The organism is Actibacterium atlanticum (assembly GCF_000671395.1).
GTDB classification, from domain to species: Bacteria; Pseudomonadota; Alphaproteobacteria; order Rhodobacterales; family Rhodobacteraceae; genus Actibacterium_D; species Actibacterium_D atlanticum.
Genome location: NZ_AQQY01000006.1, coordinates 1 through 19875 on the forward strand (window position 1 = coordinate 1; position 19875 = coordinate 19875).

The 19875-nt window shown below is 61.2% G+C and carries 16 protein-coding genes; 12 read left to right on the forward strand and 4 right to left on the reverse strand.

Annotated features, from left to right (window positions below; all coding sequences use genetic code 11):
• Positions 1 to 191: hypothetical protein (locus ATO10_RS16620; protein ID WP_238323458.1), on the forward strand; the 191-nt coding region annotated here is incomplete at its 5' end.
• A gap of 6 nt (positions 192 to 197) precedes the next feature.
• Here the strand turns inward: ATO10_RS16620 and ATO10_RS09980 are convergent.
• Complete coding sequence (locus ATO10_RS09980; protein WP_035251090.1) at positions 198 to 1823, reverse strand: alpha-D-glucose phosphate-specific phosphoglucomutase; 1626 nt, start codon at positions 1821 to 1823, stop codon at positions 198 to 200.
• A gap of 290 nt (positions 1824 to 2113) precedes the next feature.
• On the opposite strand from ATO10_RS09980, the gene ATO10_RS09985 reads away from it, so the two are divergent.
• From ATO10_RS09985 to ATO10_RS10035, 11 genes are all read left to right on the forward strand, one after another.
• The gene (locus ATO10_RS09985) at positions 2114 to 3793 is read left to right on the forward strand and encodes a sensor histidine kinase (RefSeq protein ID WP_155886747.1); all 1680 of its coding nucleotides are present in this window, start codon (positions 2114 to 2116) and stop codon (positions 3791 to 3793) included.
• Positions 3790 to 5103, forward strand: coding sequence for a sigma-54-dependent transcriptional regulator (locus ATO10_RS09990; protein WP_035251094.1), 1314 nt, complete (start codon positions 3790 to 3792; stop codon positions 5101 to 5103). The genes ATO10_RS09985 and ATO10_RS09990 overlap by 4 nt, the downstream gene beginning before the upstream one ends.
• Entirely contained in the window at positions 5100 to 6293 is a 1194-nt protein-coding gene (locus tag ATO10_RS09995) for an ABC transporter substrate-binding protein (RefSeq protein WP_035251096.1), read from the forward strand. Before ATO10_RS09990 ends, ATO10_RS09995 begins: the two co-directional genes overlap by 4 nt.
• Positions 6294 to 6539: 246 nt before the next feature.
• Positions 6540 to 7814 (forward strand): ABC transporter substrate-binding protein, encoded by a 1275-nt coding sequence (locus ATO10_RS10000; protein WP_035251409.1) that lies wholly within the window; start codon positions 6540 to 6542, stop codon positions 7812 to 7814.
• Between the two features lie 88 nt (positions 7815 to 7902).
• Positions 7903 to 8799: a branched-chain amino acid ABC transporter permease gene (locus ATO10_RS10005; protein WP_035251098.1), complete on the forward strand. Its 897-nt coding sequence runs from the start codon at positions 7903 to 7905 to the stop codon at positions 8797 to 8799.
• The gene (locus ATO10_RS10010; RefSeq protein WP_035251100.1) at positions 8796 to 9779 is read left to right on the forward strand and encodes a branched-chain amino acid ABC transporter permease; all 984 of its coding nucleotides are present in this window, start codon (positions 8796 to 8798) and stop codon (positions 9777 to 9779) included. The genes ATO10_RS10005 and ATO10_RS10010 overlap by 4 nt, the downstream gene beginning before the upstream one ends.
• A 2-nt stretch (positions 9780 to 9781) precedes the next feature.
• The gene (locus ATO10_RS10015; protein WP_035251102.1) at positions 9782 to 10561 is read left to right on the forward strand and encodes an ABC transporter ATP-binding protein; all 780 of its coding nucleotides are present in this window, start codon (positions 9782 to 9784) and stop codon (positions 10559 to 10561) included.
• Positions 10561 to 11220 carry an ABC transporter ATP-binding protein gene (locus tag ATO10_RS10020; RefSeq protein ID WP_035251104.1) on the forward strand — a complete coding sequence of 220 codons (660 nt, stop codon included), beginning with the start codon at positions 10561 to 10563 and terminating at the stop codon, positions 11218 to 11220. Before ATO10_RS10015 ends, ATO10_RS10020 begins: the two co-directional genes overlap by 1 nt.
• Before the next feature lie 9 nt (positions 11221 to 11229).
• Positions 11230 to 12402 carry an iron-containing alcohol dehydrogenase gene (locus ATO10_RS10025; RefSeq protein ID WP_035251106.1) on the forward strand — a complete coding sequence of 391 codons (1173 nt, stop codon included), beginning with the start codon at positions 11230 to 11232 and terminating at the stop codon, positions 12400 to 12402.
• 74 nt (positions 12403 to 12476) lie between these two features.
• Positions 12477 to 13958, forward strand: a complete 1482-nt coding sequence (locus ATO10_RS10030) for an NAD-dependent succinate-semialdehyde dehydrogenase (protein ID WP_035251107.1) — start codon at positions 12477 to 12479, stop codon at positions 13956 to 13958.
• Entirely contained in the window at positions 13955 to 14395 is a 441-nt protein-coding gene (locus ATO10_RS10035) for an acyl-CoA thioesterase (RefSeq protein ID WP_035251108.1), read from the forward strand. Before ATO10_RS10030 ends, ATO10_RS10035 begins: the two co-directional genes overlap by 4 nt.
• 12 nt (positions 14396 to 14407) lie before the next feature.
• Here ATO10_RS10035 and ATO10_RS10040 read toward each other — a convergent pair whose 3' ends face one another.
• The 3 genes from ATO10_RS10040 to ATO10_RS10050 all read right to left on the reverse strand — a co-directional run bounded on the left by ATO10_RS10040 (position 14408) and on the right by ATO10_RS10050 (position 19843).
• Positions 14408 to 17746: an error-prone DNA polymerase gene (locus ATO10_RS10040; RefSeq protein WP_035251109.1), complete on the reverse strand. Its 3339-nt coding sequence runs from the start codon at positions 17744 to 17746 to the stop codon at positions 14408 to 14410.
• A 125-nt stretch (positions 17747 to 17871) separates the two neighbouring features.
• Entirely contained in the window at positions 17872 to 19350 is a 1479-nt protein-coding gene (locus ATO10_RS10045) for a Y-family DNA polymerase (protein WP_035251110.1), read from the reverse strand.
• On the reverse strand, positions 19292 to 19843 hold the full coding sequence (locus ATO10_RS10050; RefSeq protein WP_035251111.1) for an ImuA family protein: 552 nt from the start codon (positions 19841 to 19843) through the stop codon (positions 19292 to 19294). The genes ATO10_RS10045 and ATO10_RS10050 overlap by 59 nt, the downstream gene beginning before the upstream one ends.
• Between the last annotated feature and the right edge of the window lie 32 nt (positions 19844 to 19875).

The window sequence follows — 19875 nt, forward strand, 5'->3', positions numbered from 1 at the left end:
CGGTGAAGGGGGTTCTAAGGCTACCCACCCAAACCCGCAAGTGCTTTTTTGCATTTTATGCGAGAAAAAGGCGAAAAACTTTGAAAGCTCTAAAAAATCAGCGGCTTAGCTGCGCTGCAGCATGGGGTTTGAAAGAATATTTCAAAAGAAAGGCGCGCCGTGAAACTCAGGGCGCGCCTTTTGCACAATAATACCGATCAGGTGATCACATCCGGGGCCGTGCGCCCCGTCAAATCTCGAATCCCGGCCAGGGTATCAGCGGCCTCTATGACGCTGGACAGGGCCTGTTGCGGATCCTTGCCAAAGTCATCGGCGCTGAACCATTCCAGATAGACGCGCAGGGTGGCACCTTCTGTGCCTGTGCCCGACAGGCGCATCACCACGCGCGCACCACCTTCAAACAGGATGCGGATCCCCTGCCCCTCTGATCGTGACCCATCCACCGGATCGTCATAGGCGAACTCATCCGCAGCCGAAATCACCAGCCCGGCCACGGTTTGCCCCGGCAGATGGGCCAGTTTATCACGCAGGCCCTGCATCAGGCTGTTGGCCGCAGCGCTGTCGATCGCTTCATAGTCATGACGCGAGTAATAGTTGCGGCCGTATTCACCCCAATGATCTTGCATGACAGCAAGAACGCTTTGATTGCGCACGGCCAGAATGTTCAGCCACAGCAGTACCGCCCAAAGCCCGTCCTTTTCGCGTACATGATCTGAGCCTGTACCCGCGCTTTCTTCGCCGCACAGCGTCGCGCGCCCTGCATCCAGCAGGTTGCCAAAGAACTTCCAGCCGGTGGGCGTTTCATAAGACCCGATACCCAGCTTTTCGGCCACGCGGTCCACCGCGCCCGAGGTGGGCATGGATCGCGCCACGCCTGCAAGGCCGTCTTTATACCCCGGCGCCAAATGCGCATTGGCCGCCAGAACCGCCAGACTGTCGGACGGGGTCACATAGCAGCCCTTACCGACGATCATGTTGCGGTCGCCGTCGCCATCCGAGGCCGCCCCGAAATCAGGTGCCGCGTTGCCCATCATCAGATCCATCAGGGTTTTCGCCCAGATCGGATTGGGGTCCGGGTGACCACCGCCAAAGTCGGGGCTGGGCACGGCGTTAATGACGGTGCCGGGCGCTGCACCCAGCGTGTCTTCGAGGATCGCCGTGGCATAGGGGCCGGTTATGGCATGCATCGCATCAAAACACATGGTGAAGCCGCCGGCGAACAAGGCCTTGATCGCATCGAAATCAAACAGGTCGGCCATCAGCGTGGCATAGTCGGCCACCGGATCGACCACCTCGACAATCATATCCCCCATCTGGCTTTCGCCCAAGGTGTCAAGATCCACGTCATGGGTTTGCACGATGTGGTATTCGGTCAACGTCTTGGTGGCCTCAAACATACGTGCGGTCACGTCTTCGGGCGCAGGGCCTCCGTTGGACATGTTGAATTTCACGCCAAAGTCTTCATCCGGGCCGCCCGGGTTATGGCTGGCCGACATGATGACGCCGCCATCAGCCCCGCGCTGGCGGATCAGGTTTGAGGCTGCAGGGGTAGACAGCAACGCCCCCTGCCCCACGATCACCCGTTCCGCGCCGCCCGCAGCGGCCATGCGCAGAATTACCTGCGCAGCACGATCATTGAAATACCGGCCATCGCCGCCCAGAACCAAGGTTTTGCCCTGAACACCGCCAATCCCGTTCCATATCGCCTGAACGAAATTTTCCAGATAGTGCGGCTGCATGAAAATGCGTGTCTTCTTGCGAAGGCCGGAGGTTCCGGGCTTCTGCCCCTCAATCGGGGTGGTGGTAATAGTAAGGCGTTCCAACCTGGTCTTCCTGATATTTACGTCATCGATAAAGCTGCTCTATCGCAGGAATATGCATGAATTATATCGCGCGCCAACCGGAATGGGCGATTTAAGACCTGATGATCACTGCACCGCCTAATAATTAACGAACTGGCTCGGCATGTGCTTGCTGAACAGAGTACCGGGGGCCTACCCCTAAAACCATCCTCGCTCCACCAGCCAAGTCTGAGCGGTTTCCGCTCAGAACCGTGCGCGATTTTGTATCAAAGCCATTCTTCGCGGTGTAACGTCCCCACAGGGAGGAATGCGTGGTGTTTGCCAAATCATGGAGTCGTGGCAGTCTCGCGCGGCGCTATATGGTGGCCGCGTTGATTGCGGCATTGGTGCCGCTTCTGATTATCTCCGTACTTTATGATCGCTACGCTGCGGATCTGTTGCACCGGGTCTCGGCCAGCCGGGTCGAGGGTGAAACGGAAGCCGTCGCCGCCCGGATGAGCAGCTTTCTGTCCGGGCAAATGAACCGGCTGGAAAACATCGCCGATTTACCTGCAACGGCTGCTTTTCTGCGCGCGGGCGCTGAACAACCGATTGATGACGCCTATTTCGACTTTCTACTACTGGAGGCCGAAAGCCCCGAAGTCTATGGCATCGAACTGCTGGCGGATGATGAGCACCTTTTGGCCGCCGCTCCTTCCGGTGCAGGGAAACGCGAAAGCATCCCCGTGATGGCCCCGTTTGTGCGCCATGGCGGTGCCGATATTATCGGCCCGATCCTGCCAGAAAACGGGCGGCCCGGCTGGTTCCTGATCCGCATGCCGGTCACCGTGGATAATCAGCCTTTGGGTTTTGTGATGATGCGCCTGCGGCTTGCTTCGCTAACAGAACAGATGGCCCCCTTAAGCCTTCCGGGCATTCGCAGCCCGCAACTGGTGGTTTTTGATCGGCTGGGAGTCGCGGCCACGGGAACATTGGCGGCGGCGGGGGAAGTATTGCAAAGTTCGGCCCCCATCCTGCCGGGCTGGCGGGTGCAACTGGTGGCCGAGACCGGTCGCCTCGATGCGCCACGCCAGAACTTGCGCCTGACGCTATTGTTGCTGGCCGCGCTTCTGGCGGCGGCGATGGGGGCCTTGTTTGTACAGATGTCACGCCGTTTGTCCGGATACCTGCGCCCGCTGCGCGACGGAGCAGATGCGGTGTCGAGGGGCGATTTCGCAACCCCTGTTCCCGACAACGGCCCCGGAGAGCTGGGCAGTCTTGCTCAGGCGTTCAACCATATGCGCCGCCAATTGCGCGAGATGATCAACAGTCGGGTTGATATGGAACGCCGCGGGGCCTTGGGCGACATGGCCGCCGGAATCGCGCATGAAGTCCGCAATCCTCTGGCCACCGTGTCGACCACGATCTACGGCATGAAGAAAAGCGAGCCCGACCCGGATCGTATTGTCATGTATGACGCGATCACCGACGAAATCGAGCGGGTTGACCGCACCATCGAAGCGTTTCTGAAATACGCGCGCCCCGCCGCGCCGGTTAAATCCCGGGTGGCGGTACGCGAGGTGTTTCGCTCTTTGCGCACCCTCACGGCGGCCCGTCTGATGGAACGCAATGTCACGATGAACCTGGCCGGAGAGTCTCGGTTAGAGTTCGAGATTGACCCAACCCACCTTCGGCAAATTCTGCTGAACCTTGTGTTGAATGCTGTCGAAGCGATGCCTGATGGCGGCGTGATCTCGCTGACGGTCCTGCGTCAGAATGGTGAGGTGGTACTGACCGTTGCAGATACCGGCGCCGGAATGGATGCCCCGACATTGCAGAAAGTTCTGCGCCCGTTTTTCACGACACGGGCCGGGGGCTCGGGGCTGGGCCTTGCGGTGACCGCCGAACTTGTCCGCAACAACGCCGGCACCATGAATATCGACAGCCGCCCCGGCAAAGGTACCGTCGTGACCCTGACCTTTCCGGCACATAAAAGCGAGGCCCCCGAATGAGCGCACGCATCCTGATAATCGACGATGAGATCAAACTGACGCGATCCTTGGCCTTTGCGTTGCGCCAGGCTGGGTATGAGTGTCTTGAAAGTCATGGCGGTGCGGTTGGCCACAAACTGGCCCTGAAGGAAAAGCCCGACCTTGTGTTGCTGGATGTGCGCATGCCCGGCGTATCGGGGATAGAGGTGCTGCGCTCGCTCAAGGCTGAATTGCCCGCGTTGCCGGTGATCGTGATGTCAGCGCTGGACGCCACGCAGGACGCGGTAAAGGCGGTGAAGCTGGGCGCGGTGGATTACTTGGGCAAACCCTTCGACATGGACGACCTGCTTGCGCTGATCGAAACCACGTTGTCGGAAACCGCGACCCTGCACGAGCAACAGTTCTTCAACGAACGCCGGGTCGAGGACGCCAGTCTGTTGGGCAACAGCCCCCCCATGCGCCAGTTGCGCGAACAGGTAGGACGCGCCGCAGAAACCGGGGTGCCCTGCATTTTACTGCAGGGCGAGATCGGCGTCGGCAAGGCTGTGGTGGCGCGGGACTTCCACCTGCGCGCCAGTGGTGCCGAGGCTCCGTTTGTTGAAATCAATTGCGCCACTCAATCTGGCGCTCAGATTGAGGCGGCCCTATTTGGCGAAGGTGGCGACCTGCCGCGCCGCGGGCTTGTCGAAGCCGCTGACGGGGGCACCTTGTTTCTGCATGAAATCGAAGCCTTGGGTCCCACGGCACAGGCCCGCATCATGGCGTTTCTGGATAGCGGCACAATCCGGCTGGAAACCGGCGCAGTTTTGGCGCCAAGTCTTTCTCTTGTTGTGGCGTCGAACAAAGATCTTCAAGCCTGTGTCGCCGCGGGCACGTTTCGCAGTGACCTCTATTTGCGGCTGGCAATGTTCCCGTTGCTGATGGCCCCCTTGCGCGACCGGTTGGAAGATGTCGAATTGCTGTGCCAAAGCTTTGCCCGCGATCTGGCGCGGACCACGGGCCAGAAACCCGTGCGGTTTTCCAAGTCTGCGTTAAAACGCTTGTCTGCCTATGACTGGCCCGGCAATGTGCGCGAGTTGAAGAATATGGTCGAACGGCTGACCATCCTGCGCCCGGGCGCCCTGATCGAAGACACGGCCCTGCCCGATGAAATCCAACGTCAGCATCTGCGCTCTCCTGAAACCATCGAAGACAAAGTACGTTCGATTGAACGCGATCTGGTGCTTGAAGCCTTGCAAAAGGCGCGTGGCCGCAAGGGGGTGGCTGCGGATCATCTGGGCATCTCTCGCCACGCCTTGAAACGCAAAATGCAACGACTGGACCTGTCATGAGAGCACTGTTGATACTGCTGCTGATGGCCTGCCCGGCGTTGGCTCAGAGCGCGCCGGTCAAGGTTGGATGCCTGTTTCCTCTGTCCGGTTCGGGCGGGCTCTATGGGCGGGATTCAACCGTCGCCATTGATATGGCCGTGGATTGGCTGGCCACGCAGGAAGGCTACCCTGAATTGCAGGTAGACGTGCAGGACAGCCGATCCAAAACCTTGCGCAGCCTGCAGATCGCCCGTCGTTTCGTCGAAGAAGATAGCGTTGATTTTCTGTGTGGCGTGGTCAGTTCGTCTGTTGCGCTGACGGTGAGCGAATACGCCCGCAAATCGCAGACCTTTTTCATCGGCACAGATCACGCGTCGCCGACGCTGGTCGGGGCGGCGCGCCACCCTTGGTACTTTCGTGTCAATAACGATGCGCGCCAGTCGATGCGGGCAGGCGCCAAATACATTGCAGAACACTATAAACGTGGCGCACCGCTGCGGGTGGCTTTCATCGGCCCAGATTACGACTATGGCTACCAAAGCTGGGACGATATTCGCCGCTTTCTGGATGAAGAAGGCGTGGCCTATACCCCGGTTTCAGCCTATTGGCCAAAGTTGTTCGACACAGACTACAGCCTGTACATCAACGCGCTGATGCAGGACGCGCCTGATATTCTGGTGAACGCCCATTGGGGATTGGACCTTGTCGCGTTCGTGCGCCAAGCCGATCAACTGGGTCTGTTCCAGAACATGCAGTTCATGAATTTCGATGCCGGGGGCAATTATGAAATCCTCGCGGACCTTGGTGAAGACATGCCCGAAGGGTTGATCCTGTCGGCGCGTCATCATGTCAACTGGCCCGATACGCGCCATAATGCCCAGTTCGTGAAAGAGTTCTACGCCCGCACCGGGCGCTATCCCAGCTACGCGGCAGCGGGCGCATGGTCAGGCATGATCGCCATCGCCACCGCCGTGCGGCAGGCCGGTGGCACCCGCGACACCGCCGCCTTGCGTCTGGCGTTGAAACACCTGCAACTGAAACTGCCCGAGGACCCAGAGGGGTTTTCCTCTCGTATGGATCCGACATCGCACCAGATGCTGCAGGTACAGGCGATTGGCCGTACTCTGCCGAATCCCGACTTCGCGCCCGCTACTATGATGTTGGGCGATATTTCGGTCTATCCGCCCCCCGACATATGGCCCGCTGACTAAGGCGTCGATGCTGCAACGCGTCATGGGTTTTGAGCGCCATCCGCTCAGAATCCGGGTCGCATGCGCGGCTGGCGCTCAGGAATGACTGCCGATTGTCTGTCGCCCCTGCCCTCGCTGCGGCACGGTTAACGGGCGTCCGGAAACGGGGCGTTTGGGAGGATTTCGCAAAGCACATCCAAAACACCGCTTATCAAGCGGGCGATGCTTTGTGGGCTTCTGTATGGAACAGAACAACTGGAGGAAATCATGGGACTTAGCACCCGCATTTTGCAAGGCTCGACCGCGTTGGTCATGGCCGCTGCTCTGGCCGCCCCTGCTGCGGCTGAACCTGTAAAAATGGGCATCGTCACCTTTTTGTCGGGCGGTGCCGCTGGCCCGTTTGGCGTGCCTGCGCGCAATTCGGCCGAGCTGATGATCGAAGCCATCAACGCCGGCACCCTGCCCGCACCTTACAACAGCGCCGGTCTGGCCGGTGAAATGATCGACCCGATCTATGTCGACGAGAACTCCAAGCAAAAGAACGCTGACTTCCAGAAGCTGGTGGAAAAAGACGGGGTCGAGCTGGTCGTTGGCTATATTTCGTCGTCATCGTGCAAAGCCATCGCGCCCGAAGCCGAGAAGCTGCAAAAGCTGACAGTTCTGTTCGACTGTGGCACGCCGCAGATTTTCGAAGACATCGTAACTGAGCCTAAATACACCTTCCGTTCGGCCGCAACGGCCACCATGGATAACGTCGCCGCCGCGCGGTATCTGCAAGATACAGGTGTGTCCACGCAAAAGGTGGCGGGCATCAACCAGAACTATGCATGGGGTCAGGACAGCTGGCGCGATTTTTCCGAGTCGATGAACATTCTGGAAGACAGTCCCGAAGTCGTGACCGAGCAGTTCCCAAAGGTTTATGCAGGTCAGTACGGCTCTGAAATTTCAGCGTTGCTGACGTCGAAACCCGATGTCGTACATTCGTCGTTCTGGGGCGGCGATATGGAAGCTTTCGTGATCCAGGGCTCGGCCCGTGGGTTGTTTGAACGCTCCCGCGTGGTGCTGACCGCGGGTGAAACCGCCATGTACAGTCTGGCCAAGCAGATCCCCGATGGCACGATTATCGGTGCACGCGGCCCGCATGGTGATCTGGCGCCCGAAAGCGCACTGAACGATTGGTTCCGTGCAGCTTATGAAAAGCGCTTTGGTACCCTGCCGACCTATCCCAGCTACAAGATGGCGCAGGCCCTGTTGGGTGTGAAAGCCGCAGCGGACAAAGCCGGTGCTGCAGATCAGCAAGCCCTGATCGGGGCGCTGACCGGGCTGGAATGGGAAGGCCCCTCGGGCAAGGTTTCCATGGCGCTGGCCGGTGGCCATCAGGCCATTCAGGACACCGCCTATGGCACGTTTGAGCTTTCAGATGATGGCGAGGCCAAGCTGGTCAATGTGATCCGCTATAGCGCCGAATGCGTGAACCCTCCAGCCGGTGCCAAGTCGGTTGAATGGATCAAGTCGGGCTTTAACGGCACCAGCTGTAACTAAGCCCAGCTCTGGGGCCCGGCATCTCCCGCCGGGTCCACCCCACACAAAACTGGCGGGCGCAAAAGCCCGCCCTATCGGAGGAATTCCTATGTTGACTGCGGTCGCCATCGCCGTGGACGGGTTGGGCTTTGCCGCCTGGCTGTTTTTGTCCTCGGTCGGGCTGACGCTGATTTACGGCGTCATGCGTATTCTGAACATCGCCCATGGCGGCTTTTATGCGCTGGGGGCTTATGCCTCGGCCTGGGCTATCGGGCTTTATGTACAAACCGGCAATCCTGTCGCGCTTAGCTATCTGATCATCCCTGTGATGGCAGTAATCGCGGGCACGGTGGCCGGACTGCTGATAGAACGCGGCGTACTGCGGTTTATGTATGGCCGCGACGAGGTGCTGATGGTGCTGGTCACCTATGCGCTGTTTCTGATCCTTGAAGACGTGACCAAGCTGATCTGGGGCACCGACAGCTATGTCGCTTGGCAACCGGCCTATGCGTTGGGAACCGTCGACATCATGGGCATCCCCTATACGGTCTATAAACTGGCGATCATCGGTGTTGCCGTGATCTGCGGCGGCTCGCTTTGGTGGGGGCTGACCCATACCCGCGTTGGCAAGCTGCTGTTGGTGGTGATCGAAGACCGAGAGGTCGCCGGGGCCCTGGGCATCAATGTCACCAAGTTCTTTACTGTCACCTTCCTGATCGGTGCCACGCTGGGGGCTTTGGGCGGCGCTTTGACCGCGCCAGAGATTTCCGTAGTGCCCGGCATCGGCGCCGAGGTCATCGTGATGGCCTTTGCGGTGATCGTGATCGGCGGCATGGGGTCGATCCCCGGCGCGGTGATCGGCGCATTGATCGTGGGCTTTGCCCGCGCGACCTCGGTCCATCTGTATCCACCGGCCGAGCTTTTCTCCATCTATCTGGTTATGGCCGCTGTGCTGGCCGTCAAACCCTATGGGCTGTTTGCCCTCAGCGAGGGGCGCAAAATATGAAACAGCTTGATCGAACCGAACTTTCCCTTCTGGTCGCCCTGCCCGCGTTGATCTTGGCCGCCATGGTGCTGCCCTCGTGGATCGTGAACTACGTACAGGTATCGCTGGGCATGGGGCTCGTGGCGCTGGGAGTGATGATCCAGATGCGCGCCGGATTGGTCAGCTTTGGCCAAGGGCTTTACTTCTGCATCGGCGGTTATGCCGCCGGTCTGGCGGGCAAATACCTTGGCATCAGCGACCTGTTCGCGTTGCTGTTGATCGGCATCCTTGCCGCACTGATCATCGCCACGACCCTTGGCTTCCTGTTGCGCCGCTACCGCGAGATTTTCTATGCCATGCTGTCGCTGGCAGTTTCGATGATCCTTTATGGTCTGCTGTCCTCGACCGAGGAACTGGGCTCGACCGATGGGTTCAACCTACCGGTGCCGACCTATCTTGGCATGGCCCCATCGGGCGAAGCCGCGCGGATGACCCTGTTCATCATCACCGCCGCCGTTGTTGTCGCCAGCGCCATTGCATTGAACCGGTTGCTGCGCTCGTCTTTGGGATACGTCAACGAGGCTATTCGCGAGAATGAGCTGCGTGTGGAGTACCTTGGCGCGTCAGCCCACAACGCGGTGCATGTGACCTATGTGATCGCGGCGGTCGTGTCGTCGATGGGCGGGGTGCTTTGGGCGCTGAGCCTGGGCCATGTGGACCCCGAAATGACCAACTGGACCACGTCGGGCAGTTTCGTGTTTGTCTGCATCCTTGCCGGCACGGGCAGCATCGTCGCGCCCCTGATTGGCACCTTCTTGCTGGAAATTCTGCGGGTTTATGCCGTCGAGATATCCCCCAACACCTGGCAGATGATCCTGGGCACGGTGATGCTGTTGACCATCATCTTCCTGCCTAAGGGGCTGTGGTCTTTGCTGGCCAAATCCTCCACCGCGAAGCGCTTTGATCCCGAAGCCGACGCCAACACCCAACCCGGAGAATGAACATGGATGTCATCCTTGAAACTCGTGATCTGAAACGCACCTTTGGAGCGGTGGTCGCGGCCCATAACATCAACATCCGTATTCACGCCGGCGAGGTCATGGGCGTGATCGGGTCGAACGGCGCGGGCAAGACCACCTTTGTAAATATGGTCACCGGCTATCTGCCGCCCAGCTCGGGCGAGATCCTGTATCGCGGCAAAAGCATGATTGGCTTGCCGACGCGGGTCATCACCCGCAAGGGCATCGCGCGCAGCTTTCAGATCCCGCAGCTGTTTCAGGAACTCACGGTGATCGACAACATGCTGATCGCTCTGACCATTGCCGATAATCCCGCCCCGCCAGTGTTCAAACCCGCTATTGATCGCCGCCTTGAGGGCCGCGCGATAGAGGCGTTAGAGCGTTTCGGCATCGCCCAGCACGCCCACCGCGAGGTTGGCACGCTGGCGCAGGGCATCCGCAAGCTGATCGACATCGCCATGGCGACAGTTTCGGACCCGGCATTGCTGTTTCTTGATGAACCCACCTCGGGTGTTTCGGCAGACGAAAAGATGGAATTCATGGGCACGTTGATCGAGGCACTGAAATCCTCGGACACGGCGGTGCTGTTCATCGAACATGACATGGAAATCGTCGAGGCCTTCAGCCCTCGCGTGGTCGCCTTTTATGAAGGCACCATTCTGGCCGATGGCCCCACCGCCGAGGTCCTGACCAACGACAAGGTGCGCGAGTTCGTCATCGGCACCGAATTTCACCGTACCGCAGACACAGAAGGGGTTGCCTGATGCTGACCATGGAAAACGTCAACCTGTCGATTAAGCGGATTCCGATCCTGCGTGACATCAACCTTGAGATTGAAACCGGCACCACTGTGGGCCTGATCGGGCGCAACGGCGCGGGCAAAACCACCGTCATGCGCGCCATTATGGGCGTGCTGCCGGTGGACAGCGGCTCTATCCGGTTTGACCATCAAGATCTGCACCGAACCCCGGCCCATCACCGGGCCGAATTGGGTGTCGGGTACCTGCCCGAAGATCGCCGTCTGGTGCCCCACTTCACCGTCGAGGACAACATCATGGTGTCGCTCTGGGCCACTGGCAACGCAGATCGTGCGCGGCTGAAATGGGTCTATGAGCTGATGCCCGAGATTGGCCGCTTTGCCGAACGCCGCGCCATGACCCTGTCTGGCGGTCAGCAAAAGCTGGTGGCACTGGCGCGGGCCTTGGTGGCGGGCAGCAATCTGTTGTTGCTGGACGAGCCGTTCGAGGGAGTCGCCCCTGCGTTGGCACAACGATTGATGGAGGTCATCGCGGACCTGCGGTCAGAGCACCTGTCGGTTCTGATTTCAGAATCCGACTACAGCCACTCGGAAAAGGTCGTCGACAAGGTCTATGCGATTGAGCGGGGTCAGATGAGCCAGATGCCCGCCAAGGCCGCAGCGTAAGGGGGAGCCATGTCAGATTTCATCTTTAACACCACCGCGTCCGTGCGCCAGATCGACGGCGGCGCGGCGCAGATGGGACAAATCGTGGCCAGCCTGCCCGGCATCGCCCCCGGTGCCCCAGTACTGTTTGTCACCGATCCGGGGATCATGGGGCTGGGCCTTGCCGACGGCGCTTTGGCGTCGCTCAAGGCTGAAGGCTTTGACGTGACCCTGTTTGACGGCATCGAGCCCGACCCCAAAGCCACCACCGTCCAAGAGGCGACCCAAATCGCCCGCGATGCGGGGGTGGCGTGCGTGGTTGGATTCGGTGGCGGCTCGTCTATGGATGTGGCCAAGGTCGTGGCGCTGTGCCTTGGCTCGGATCAACCGCTGGATCAGATGTATGGCGTGGCGCAGGCACGGGGGCAACGCAAGCCGCTGGTGCTGGTGCCGACCACTGCCGGCACCGGGTCCGAGGTCACGCCGATCTCGATCCTGACCACCGGTGCGGCGGAAAAGAAGGGGATCAGTTCACCCCTGATCCTACCCGATGTGGCGCTGTTGGATTGCGATCTGACTCTGGGCCTGCCCCCTGCCGTCACCGCCGCCACGGGCGTCGATGCTATGGTCCACGCAATCGAGGCATATACCTCCAAATCGCCCAACAACAATCCGCTGAGCCGTATGTTGGCGGTGCAGGCATTGCAACTTCTGTCTGCGAATATTCGGGAGGCCGTGTTCAACGGCACCAACCGCACAGCGCGGGCGAATATGTTGCTTGGCTCGATGTTGGCCGGGCAGGCCTTTGCCAATTCCCCCGTTGCAGCGGTGCACGCGCTGGCCTATCCGGTTGGGTCACTGTTCAAAGTGCCGCACGGGTTGTCGAACGCTTTGGTTCTGGCGCAGGTGATGCGCTTCAACGCGCCGGTCGCCGGGCCGCAATACGCGGAACTGGCCCCGCATATCTTCCCCGATATCGACACGAGCCGCGACAGTCAGGCGATCTGCGCCGATCTGATCGACCGTCTTTCCAGCCTGAATCGCGAACTGGGGCTGGAACCCGGCCTGCGCGGTGTTGGTATCGGCGCAAGCGACGTGCCCAAACTGGCAGCAGACGCGATGAACCAGACCCGGCTTTTGGTCAATAATCCACGCGATCTGACCGAGGCCGATGCCCGCCACATCTATGAGGCCGCGCTCTAAGCACCCACGGCGCGGCTGATGCGGCCGCGTCGCCCCTCTCTGAACTCGGCGCTATGGCCCAAGGAAGGACTCTCATGCCCAAAGACACCATCGAATTGGCCGCGCGCCTCTCTGATCCAACCCTGCTGATCTCTGCCGCTCCAGTTGCCGGGCGCTGGATTTCAGACGCCCCAAACCAGTTCGAAGTGCGCAACCCCGCCACTGATGAGGTCATCGCCACCCTGCCCAATCTGGGCATAGACGAAACCCGCGCCGCAATTGATGCCGCTCATGCCGCCCGCCCGGCCTGGGCCGCGCGCACCGGCAAAGAGCGCGCGGCGGTGTTGCGCCGCTGGTATGATCTGGTCGTGGCCAATGCCGATGATCTGGCCGCGATCCTGACCGCTGAGATGGGCAAACCACTGGCCGAGGCCAAGGGCGAAATCCTTTATGGCGCGTCCTATATCGAGTGGTTTTCGGAAGAGGCCAAACGTATCTATGGCGAAACCATTCCCGGCCATCAGCCCGACAAGCGCATCACCGTGATCAAACAACCGGTGGGGGTTGTGGCCTCGATTACGCCGTGGAACTTCCCCAACGCGATGATCGCGCGCAAGCTGGCCCCTGCATTGGCCGTGGGTTGCGCCTGCATCGCCAAGCCAGCAGCAGAAACACCATTGTCGGCACTGGCATTGGCCAAGCTGGGCTTTGACGCCGGGGTGCCGATGGAGTTGCTGTCGGTGGTGACCTCTTCTCGTTCGGCCCCCATAGGCCAAGAATTTTGCGCCAACCCTAAGGTCGCGAAGCTGACTTTTACTGGCTCAACCGAAGTCGGACGAATTCTGATGCGTCAGTCTGCCGATCAGGTACAAAAAACCTCGATGGAACTGGGCGGCAACGCACCGTTCATCGTTTTTGAGGATGCCGATCTTGACGCAGCGGTCGAAGGCGCGATGACTTCCAAATACCGCAACAACGGGCAGACCTGTGTCTGCGCCAACCGGATTTACGTGCAGGACGGAGTTTATGATGCATTCGCTGCGAAATTGGTCAAAGCCGTTGAATCCATGCAGGTAGGCGACGGGTTTGAGGATGGGGTTAGCGCCGGGCCGCTGATTTCGGCCAAGGCGATGGATAAAGTGCAAGACCATATCGCAGATGCCACCGCCAAAGGCGCGCAGGTGGCTACCGGCGGCGCGCCCCATGCCAAGGGCGGCACGTTCTTTCAGCCCACGGTGCTGACCGGCGTCACCCGCGACATGGCCGTTGCCACCGAAGAGACCTTTGGCCCGGTTGCTCCCTTGTTCCGTTTCAGGGACGAGGCCGATGTGATCGCGCAAGCCAATGACACGATCTTTGGTCTGGCCTCGTATTTCTATGCCAATGACATCTCGCGCGTGTACCGCGTGGCCGAGGCGCTGGAATACGGCATGGTCGGGGTGAACACCGGGCTGATCTCGACCGAGGTTGCGCCCTTTGGCGGGGTGAAACAATCGGGTCAGGGCCGCGAAGGCTCGCGTCACGGGGTCGAGGACTACCTCGAGATGAAATACATCTGTTTGGGGCTTGAGGCATGAGTACCCGCCCTAGCCCCGGCAATCGCGCGGAATATGCCGCCTTTTATCCGCTGCAGACGCGCTGGCAAGACAATGACATGTACGGCCATATGAACAACGCGGTGCATTACAGCCTGTTTGATACAGCGGTGAATGGCTGGTTGATCGCGCAGGGGGTTTTGGACCCGCGCGCGTCTGATGTGATCGGGTTGGTGGTGGAAAGTGGCTGCCGTTACTTCGCCGAACTTGGCTTCCCCGCGCCGCTGGAGGCCGGGTTGCGCGTCGGCCATCTGGGGCGCAGCTCGGTGCGTTATGAAATCGGGCTTTTTGCCGAGGACAGTCAAACCGCGGCGGCAGAGGGGTATTTCACCCATGTCTTTGTTGACCGCCAGACCCGAAAGCCAACGCCCTTGACGCCGGAACTTCGTTCAAAGCTCGAGGCATTGATCTGCAGCTGACCCGGCTAAGCATCAATGAAAATCGCGGCTTGGAAACAGCCGCTTGGCCTGTTCGCGCGGGTGCATTGCACGGGGTTGCGCCTTGGGGCGCGGGGCCTGATCCATTTCGGGGGTGGTCTGGGCGACGGCCTCGCCCAGCGGGTGACCCAGCTGCGACAAGCGCGGCGACAGGTCCTCGATCTGTTGGGCGATCAGATGCACCACGATGCCTTCGCGTTGCAAATAACCGGTGACGCGCAACAGCCGCCCCCCCATCACAATCCGCCGATATTTCTCATAGACCTTGGGCCAGACCACGACGTTGCTGACGCCGGTTTCATCTTCAAGCGTCAGGAAAATCACGCCCGAGGCGGTGCCGGGGCGTTGTCGCGTGATGACCAGACCACAGACACTGACCCGACCCAATGGAATGGTGCCCAGTTTACTGTGCTGGGTCAGCCCGGGCAGGCTGGGGCGCAACAATTCCATCGGGTGGGCGCGCAGGGTCAGGCGGGTTGAAACGTAATCTTCGACCACCTCTTCGCCCAGATGCATGGCTGGGAGCGAAACCTTGGGTTCATGAATGCCTTCGCCATCAATCGGGTCATTGAACAGCGGCAGCGGTTTGGGCGCACGCAAGGCCCGCACCGCCCACAAAGCATCGCGGCGGCTTAGGCCCATGCTGGTGAAACTATCGGCCTCGGCCAGACGTTCCAACGCGGCCGGCGCCAGCCCGGCACGTAGCCACAGGCTTTCGGGGTCTGGATAGCCATTGCCGCGCGCCGCGACGATCCAGCCCGCGTCCTCTTCGCGGAAGCCTTTGATCTGTCGAAACCCAAGGCGCAGCGCCAGCCCGCCATCAGAACGCCGTTCAAGCATGTTGTCCCAGTGGCTGGCGTTCACACAGATCGGGCGCACCTCGACCTGATGTTCACGCGCATCGCGCACGATCTGTGCGGGGGCATAAAACCCCATCGGCTGCGAATTCAGCAAAGCGCAGGCAAACACCGCCGGGTGGTGGCATTTCAGCCAGGCCGACACGTACACCAGCAGGGCAAAGGCCGCCGCATGGCTTTCGGGAAAGCCGTAATCGGCAAAGCCTTCGATCTGACCGAAACAGCGTTCAGCCACCTCTTGGCTGTACCCGTTCGCCAACATGCCTTTGATGAATTTTTCGCGGTGCTCGCCAATGGTGCCCATGCGCCGAAACGAGGCCAGCGAGCGGCGCAGATGGTCGGCCTCTTCGGGCGTATAACCCGCGCCGACCACGGCGATCTGCAGCGCCTGCTCCTGAAACAGCGGCACGCCCAACGTGCGCGCGGTGACCTTTTCCAGCGCCGGGCCAAAGGGCTGTGCCTTTTCCAGACCCTGACGGCGTTTGATATAGGGCTGCACCATGCCGCCTTGGATCGGGCCGGGGCGCACGATGGCGACCTCGATCACCAGATCATAAAAGGTGCGCGGCTTCATGCGGGGCAGGAAATTCATCTGCGCCCGGCTTTCGACCTGAAATACCCCGACCGCATCGGCAACGCACAGCATGTCATAGGTCGCCGGGTCCTCTTGCGGGAGGGTATCAATCGTCAGGTTCTGGCCGTGGTGCTGCTGCATCAGGTCAAAGGCCTTGCGGATGCAAGACAGCATCCCCAGCCCCAGCACATCCACCTTCAGAATGCCCAAGGCGTCGATATCGTCCTTGTCCCATTCGATAATGGTGCGGTCCTCCATCGCGGCGTTCTCAATCGGGGCCAGCTCATCCAGCCGCCCCTTGGTGATCACAAAGCCCCCGACATGCTGCGACAGATGGCGCGGGAAACCGATGATCTCGCCGATCAACCGAATGGTCTGGGCCAGTCGCCGGTCTGACGGGTCCAGCCCCAGTTCCTTGATGCGTTCGGGATCGGCGCCGCCATTGGACATGCCCCAGATCTGCCCCGACAGGCTGGCGGTTACGTCCTGACTGAGGCCCATCACCTTACCGACCTCGCGGATCGCCGCGCGGGATCGAAAATGGATCACCGTGGCGCACAGCCCCGCGCGGTGACGCCCGTATTTCTCATAGATGTGCTGGATCACCTCTTCGCGGCGTTCATGTTCGAAATCGACGTCGATATCGGGCGGCTCGCCCCGGTGTTTTGACATGAACCGTTCAAACACCATGGCGATCTGATCGGGTGAGACATCGGTGATGCCCAGCAGGTAACACAGGATCGAATTGGCGGCTGATCCACGCCCCTGGCACAAAATCCCCCGCCCGCGCGCGAATTGCACGATGTCATAGACCGTCAGGAAATAGGCGGCAAAACCCAGATCGGCGACCAGCGCCAGCTCTTTGGTCATCAGGTCATGCACCCGCTGCGCCGCGCCATAAGGATAGCGGGTTTTCAGCCCCTCTTGCGCCAGCCGCGCTAGTCGCGCTTGTGGGGTTTCGCTGTCAGACACTTCGTCGGGGTATTCATAGCTCAGCTCGCTCAAGTCGAAACTGCAGCGCGCGGTGATTTCCAGCGTACGGCGCAGGGCGGCGGGATGGTCGTGGAAAACCCGCTCCATGTCGCGGGCGGCTTTCAGGCGGCGTTCGGCATTGGGAAGGGCGCGGGTGCCGATGGCATCAATCGTGATGTGTTCACGCATACAGGTCAGCACATCGGCCAGCTGGCGGCGTTTGGCGTGATGCATCAGCACATCCCCGACCGCCACCATCGGGGTGGAACAGCGCAACGCCATCTGTGCGCAGGCGGTCAGCCAAGCCTGATCCGAGCCATCATAGCGCGGCGCAGCCCCCAGAAAGACATGGCCGGGAAAACGGCGCTGCATCTGTTGAATCGGCCCTCGTGCTCCCTGCAACGCCCCTTGTGGCAGGGCGATCAGGATCATGCCGGTGCAGCCGTTCAGCAAGTCGGTCATACCCAGATGACAGCCCCCCTTTTCAGCCCGGCGTTTGCCAAGGGTCAGCAGCCGGGTCAGCCGTTGATAGGCGGCGCGGTCTTGCGGCAGGGCGATCCAATCCACCGGACAATCACGCAGCACCAGCCGGCAGCCCACGATCAGCTTGGGCAGTTGGGGCGCGGCGGGGCGGTGCAGGCCCTGGGGCGCGCCGACCTCCTGGCGCGAGCTGCTGTCGGTGCGGTGTTGCGAGCGGATGCGAATGGCGCCCTCGGCCTCTTGGCGCAGCACCTTGAGCGCCGAATAGGCCCGCACCACCCCGGCCAGCGAATTGCGGTCGGTGATGGCGATAGCGGCAAGGCCCAGCTCGGCGGCGCGCGTGACCATCTCTTCGGGGTGCGAGGCGCCGGTGAGGAAGGTGAAGTTGGTGGTGGTGCACAGTTCGGCATAACCGCTAGGCACCGTGTCTGATGTGGTTGCTTTCGGCATTTAGCATCCCTCACGACAGAGGGCAGCGCCCGCTTCGGGGTGGGCGTGAAGCGCCCGCCCGTGGGGTGAGGCGGGCGCTGCCCGGTCCGCGACGCGCACCGGGTGTTTGCATGCCCCTTTGCGCGTCATGCGAATTCCCCCTGCACGAACCAGCCCGGGTTTTGCGGCGTGTGATACATCCACAAGCGCCGCCCTTGCCGGGTTTCTACCTGCCAATAGTCACGCACCCCGCTGCGCCAGTTTTCATCCGCCAGCCACCATTCGGGTGCCAGCCGTTCGGGGCCGGTGGCGCGGGCGGTGGTCAAGGACATGCGCCGCCAGCGAAACTGGCGCGGCGGGCGGGCGCCGTGCCCGGCAACCGGTTCAGGCGGAAACAAGCGCACGGGGCGCGGGCGCAGACTGGCCCAACCGCTTTGGGGCGTGCTGAAGGCGGCGGGGGCGATGATGAAGCTGCGCTCGGGGATGTGGCTGTCGGCAGGCAGAAACCGTTGAATGTTTTCCAGCCCAATCCGGGTGCCGATGCGGCTTATCAGATCGTCCAACCGGTCCTGCCCCTTGGCGGCGATATGGCTGACCTGCCGGGGCTTCAGGGGTTCAACCTGTGTTGCCTCCAGCCGGATCTGGTCAATGCCATATCCGGCATCCACCGTGCCGACACCGCGTTCAAACAACGGCAGGATGCGTTGTGGATCGCGCAGCGGGCGGGCCAGCCGCAACTCGATCTGTTGGCTGTCCTGATCGACACGGCGCAGGGTGACACACAGAGCGCGGGCACCCGCATCATGGGCCAGCAGGCGCTCACAAAGCGGGGCCAGCAACCGACCGATCCCCGCCATCAGATCATCCACCAATCCAATCGGCTCGGGCAGAGTCATTCGCATGCCGTAATGGGGCGGGTCGGGCTGTGGGGTGATGGATTCGGGCACCGCGCCCAGAGCCTGATCCAGCCGCAACAGCAGGCTGGGGCCAAAGCGACGGGTCAGTGGCGCGCGATCGGCGGCGGCCAAATCGCCCACCGTGCGCAAGCCCAACCGTTGCAGGGCAACATCCTGCGCGGCTTCCAGCCGCAAAGCCGCCACGGGCAAATCCGCCAGCGCAGCGCCCATATCACCGGGCGCGGCTACGCCTTCGCCGTGGTGGGCCAGCGCCCAGGCCGCGCCGCGCGTGTCGCCCAGCCCCAGTTGCACGGTCAACCCTGCGCGCAGCAAACGTTGGCGCATCTCGGCCAGCATCTGCGCCTCGCCGCCCCACAGATGTGCGGCGCCGGTCACATCCAGCACCAACCCGTCCGCCCCATCCAGCCCGACCCAAGGGCACCAGCGCGTGGCCCAACGGCGCAGGGTTTGCAGAAACCGGGCCTCTTGCACTGGTTCGCTGGGTCGGGTGATCAGATCGGGGCAAAAAGCGCGGGCATCGGCATAGCTCATGCCACGGTGTAACCCGGCCCGTTCAGCCTGCACATTCAGGCACTGCAGCCGTTCGGCATTGCTGTGTTTCAAGGTCAGGGCAAAGGGCGCGTCAATCGGGCGTGCACGCAGAGCCCGGTCACTTGCCAAGCGGGGAAACCACATCGAGACGATGCGCCGTTGCGTCCCATCGAACATGCCAGAATCCTAATGTTCCTGATTTGTTCTTTGTAATTTCCCAACGCATCAGAGTCGAGTCCTGCGGCTCAAAAACCGGGGCGCAATGCCAGCGGGTTTCGGCGGCGTTGCTGCCCATCCCATCGGGGATCAGACACAGGCCAGTCGTTCCGCCCGCCTTTGCCGCCAACTGTAGCCGCCGCCCTTCGCGCAGGTCCAGCGGGCGGCTGATTTCCAACACCACCAAAGGCACAGCCCCATCTTTGAGCGCCTCTTCGGCCACTGCAAGGGTTTCAACCTGATCCCGTGTCCGGGCCAACAAAAGCCGCGCAGGATCAAAAAAGGCAGACAGCCCATGGGGGTTGATCATCTCGGGTTTCCAGGACTCGCAGACCCAAAGCACGCGTGCCTGCCCTGCCGCCAAAATCGCGGCAAAGCCCATGGCACCGGGTCCGCAGACCTCATGCACGCGCGTTTTGCGCAGCGGAAAGGGGATATCTCTGGGCTGACTCATAATGGGCCTATAATGGCGAAGAACCCGCCGCC

Coding starts and splice junctions, on each gene's coding strand:
- ATO10_RS10020 (WP_035251104.1), top strand. CDS start 10,561: ATGCTGACCATGGAAAACGTCAACCTGTCGATTAAGCGGATTCCGATC.
- ATO10_RS10035 (WP_035251108.1), top strand. CDS start 13,955: ATGAGTACCCGCCCTAGCCCCGGCAATCGCGCGGAATATGCCGCCTTT.
- ATO10_RS10050 (WP_035251111.1), bottom strand. CDS start 19,843: ATGAGTCAGCCCAGAGATATCCCCTTTCCGCTGCGCAAAACGCGCGTG.
- ATO10_RS10000 (WP_035251409.1), top strand. CDS start 6,540: ATGGGACTTAGCACCCGCATTTTGCAAGGCTCGACCGCGTTGGTCATG.
- ATO10_RS10010 (WP_035251100.1), top strand. CDS start 8,796: ATGAAACAGCTTGATCGAACCGAACTTTCCCTTCTGGTCGCCCTGCCC.
- ATO10_RS10025 (WP_035251106.1), top strand. CDS start 11,230: ATGTCAGATTTCATCTTTAACACCACCGCGTCCGTGCGCCAGATCGAC.
- ATO10_RS10015 (WP_035251102.1), top strand. CDS start 9,782: ATGGATGTCATCCTTGAAACTCGTGATCTGAAACGCACCTTTGGAGCG.
- ATO10_RS10040 (WP_035251109.1), bottom strand. CDS start 17,746: ATGCCGAAAGCAACCACATCAGACACGGTGCCTAGCGGTTATGCCGAA.
- ATO10_RS10030 (WP_035251107.1), top strand. CDS start 12,477: ATGCCCAAAGACACCATCGAATTGGCCGCGCGCCTCTCTGATCCAACC.
- ATO10_RS09995 (WP_035251096.1), top strand. CDS start 5,100: ATGAGAGCACTGTTGATACTGCTGCTGATGGCCTGCCCGGCGTTGGCT.
- ATO10_RS10005 (WP_035251098.1), top strand. CDS start 7,903: ATGTTGACTGCGGTCGCCATCGCCGTGGACGGGTTGGGCTTTGCCGCC.
- ATO10_RS09990 (WP_035251094.1), top strand. CDS start 3,790: ATGAGCGCACGCATCCTGATAATCGACGATGAGATCAAACTGACGCGA.
- ATO10_RS10045 (WP_035251110.1), bottom strand. CDS start 19,350: ATGTTCGATGGGACGCAACGGCGCATCGTCTCGATGTGGTTTCCCCGC.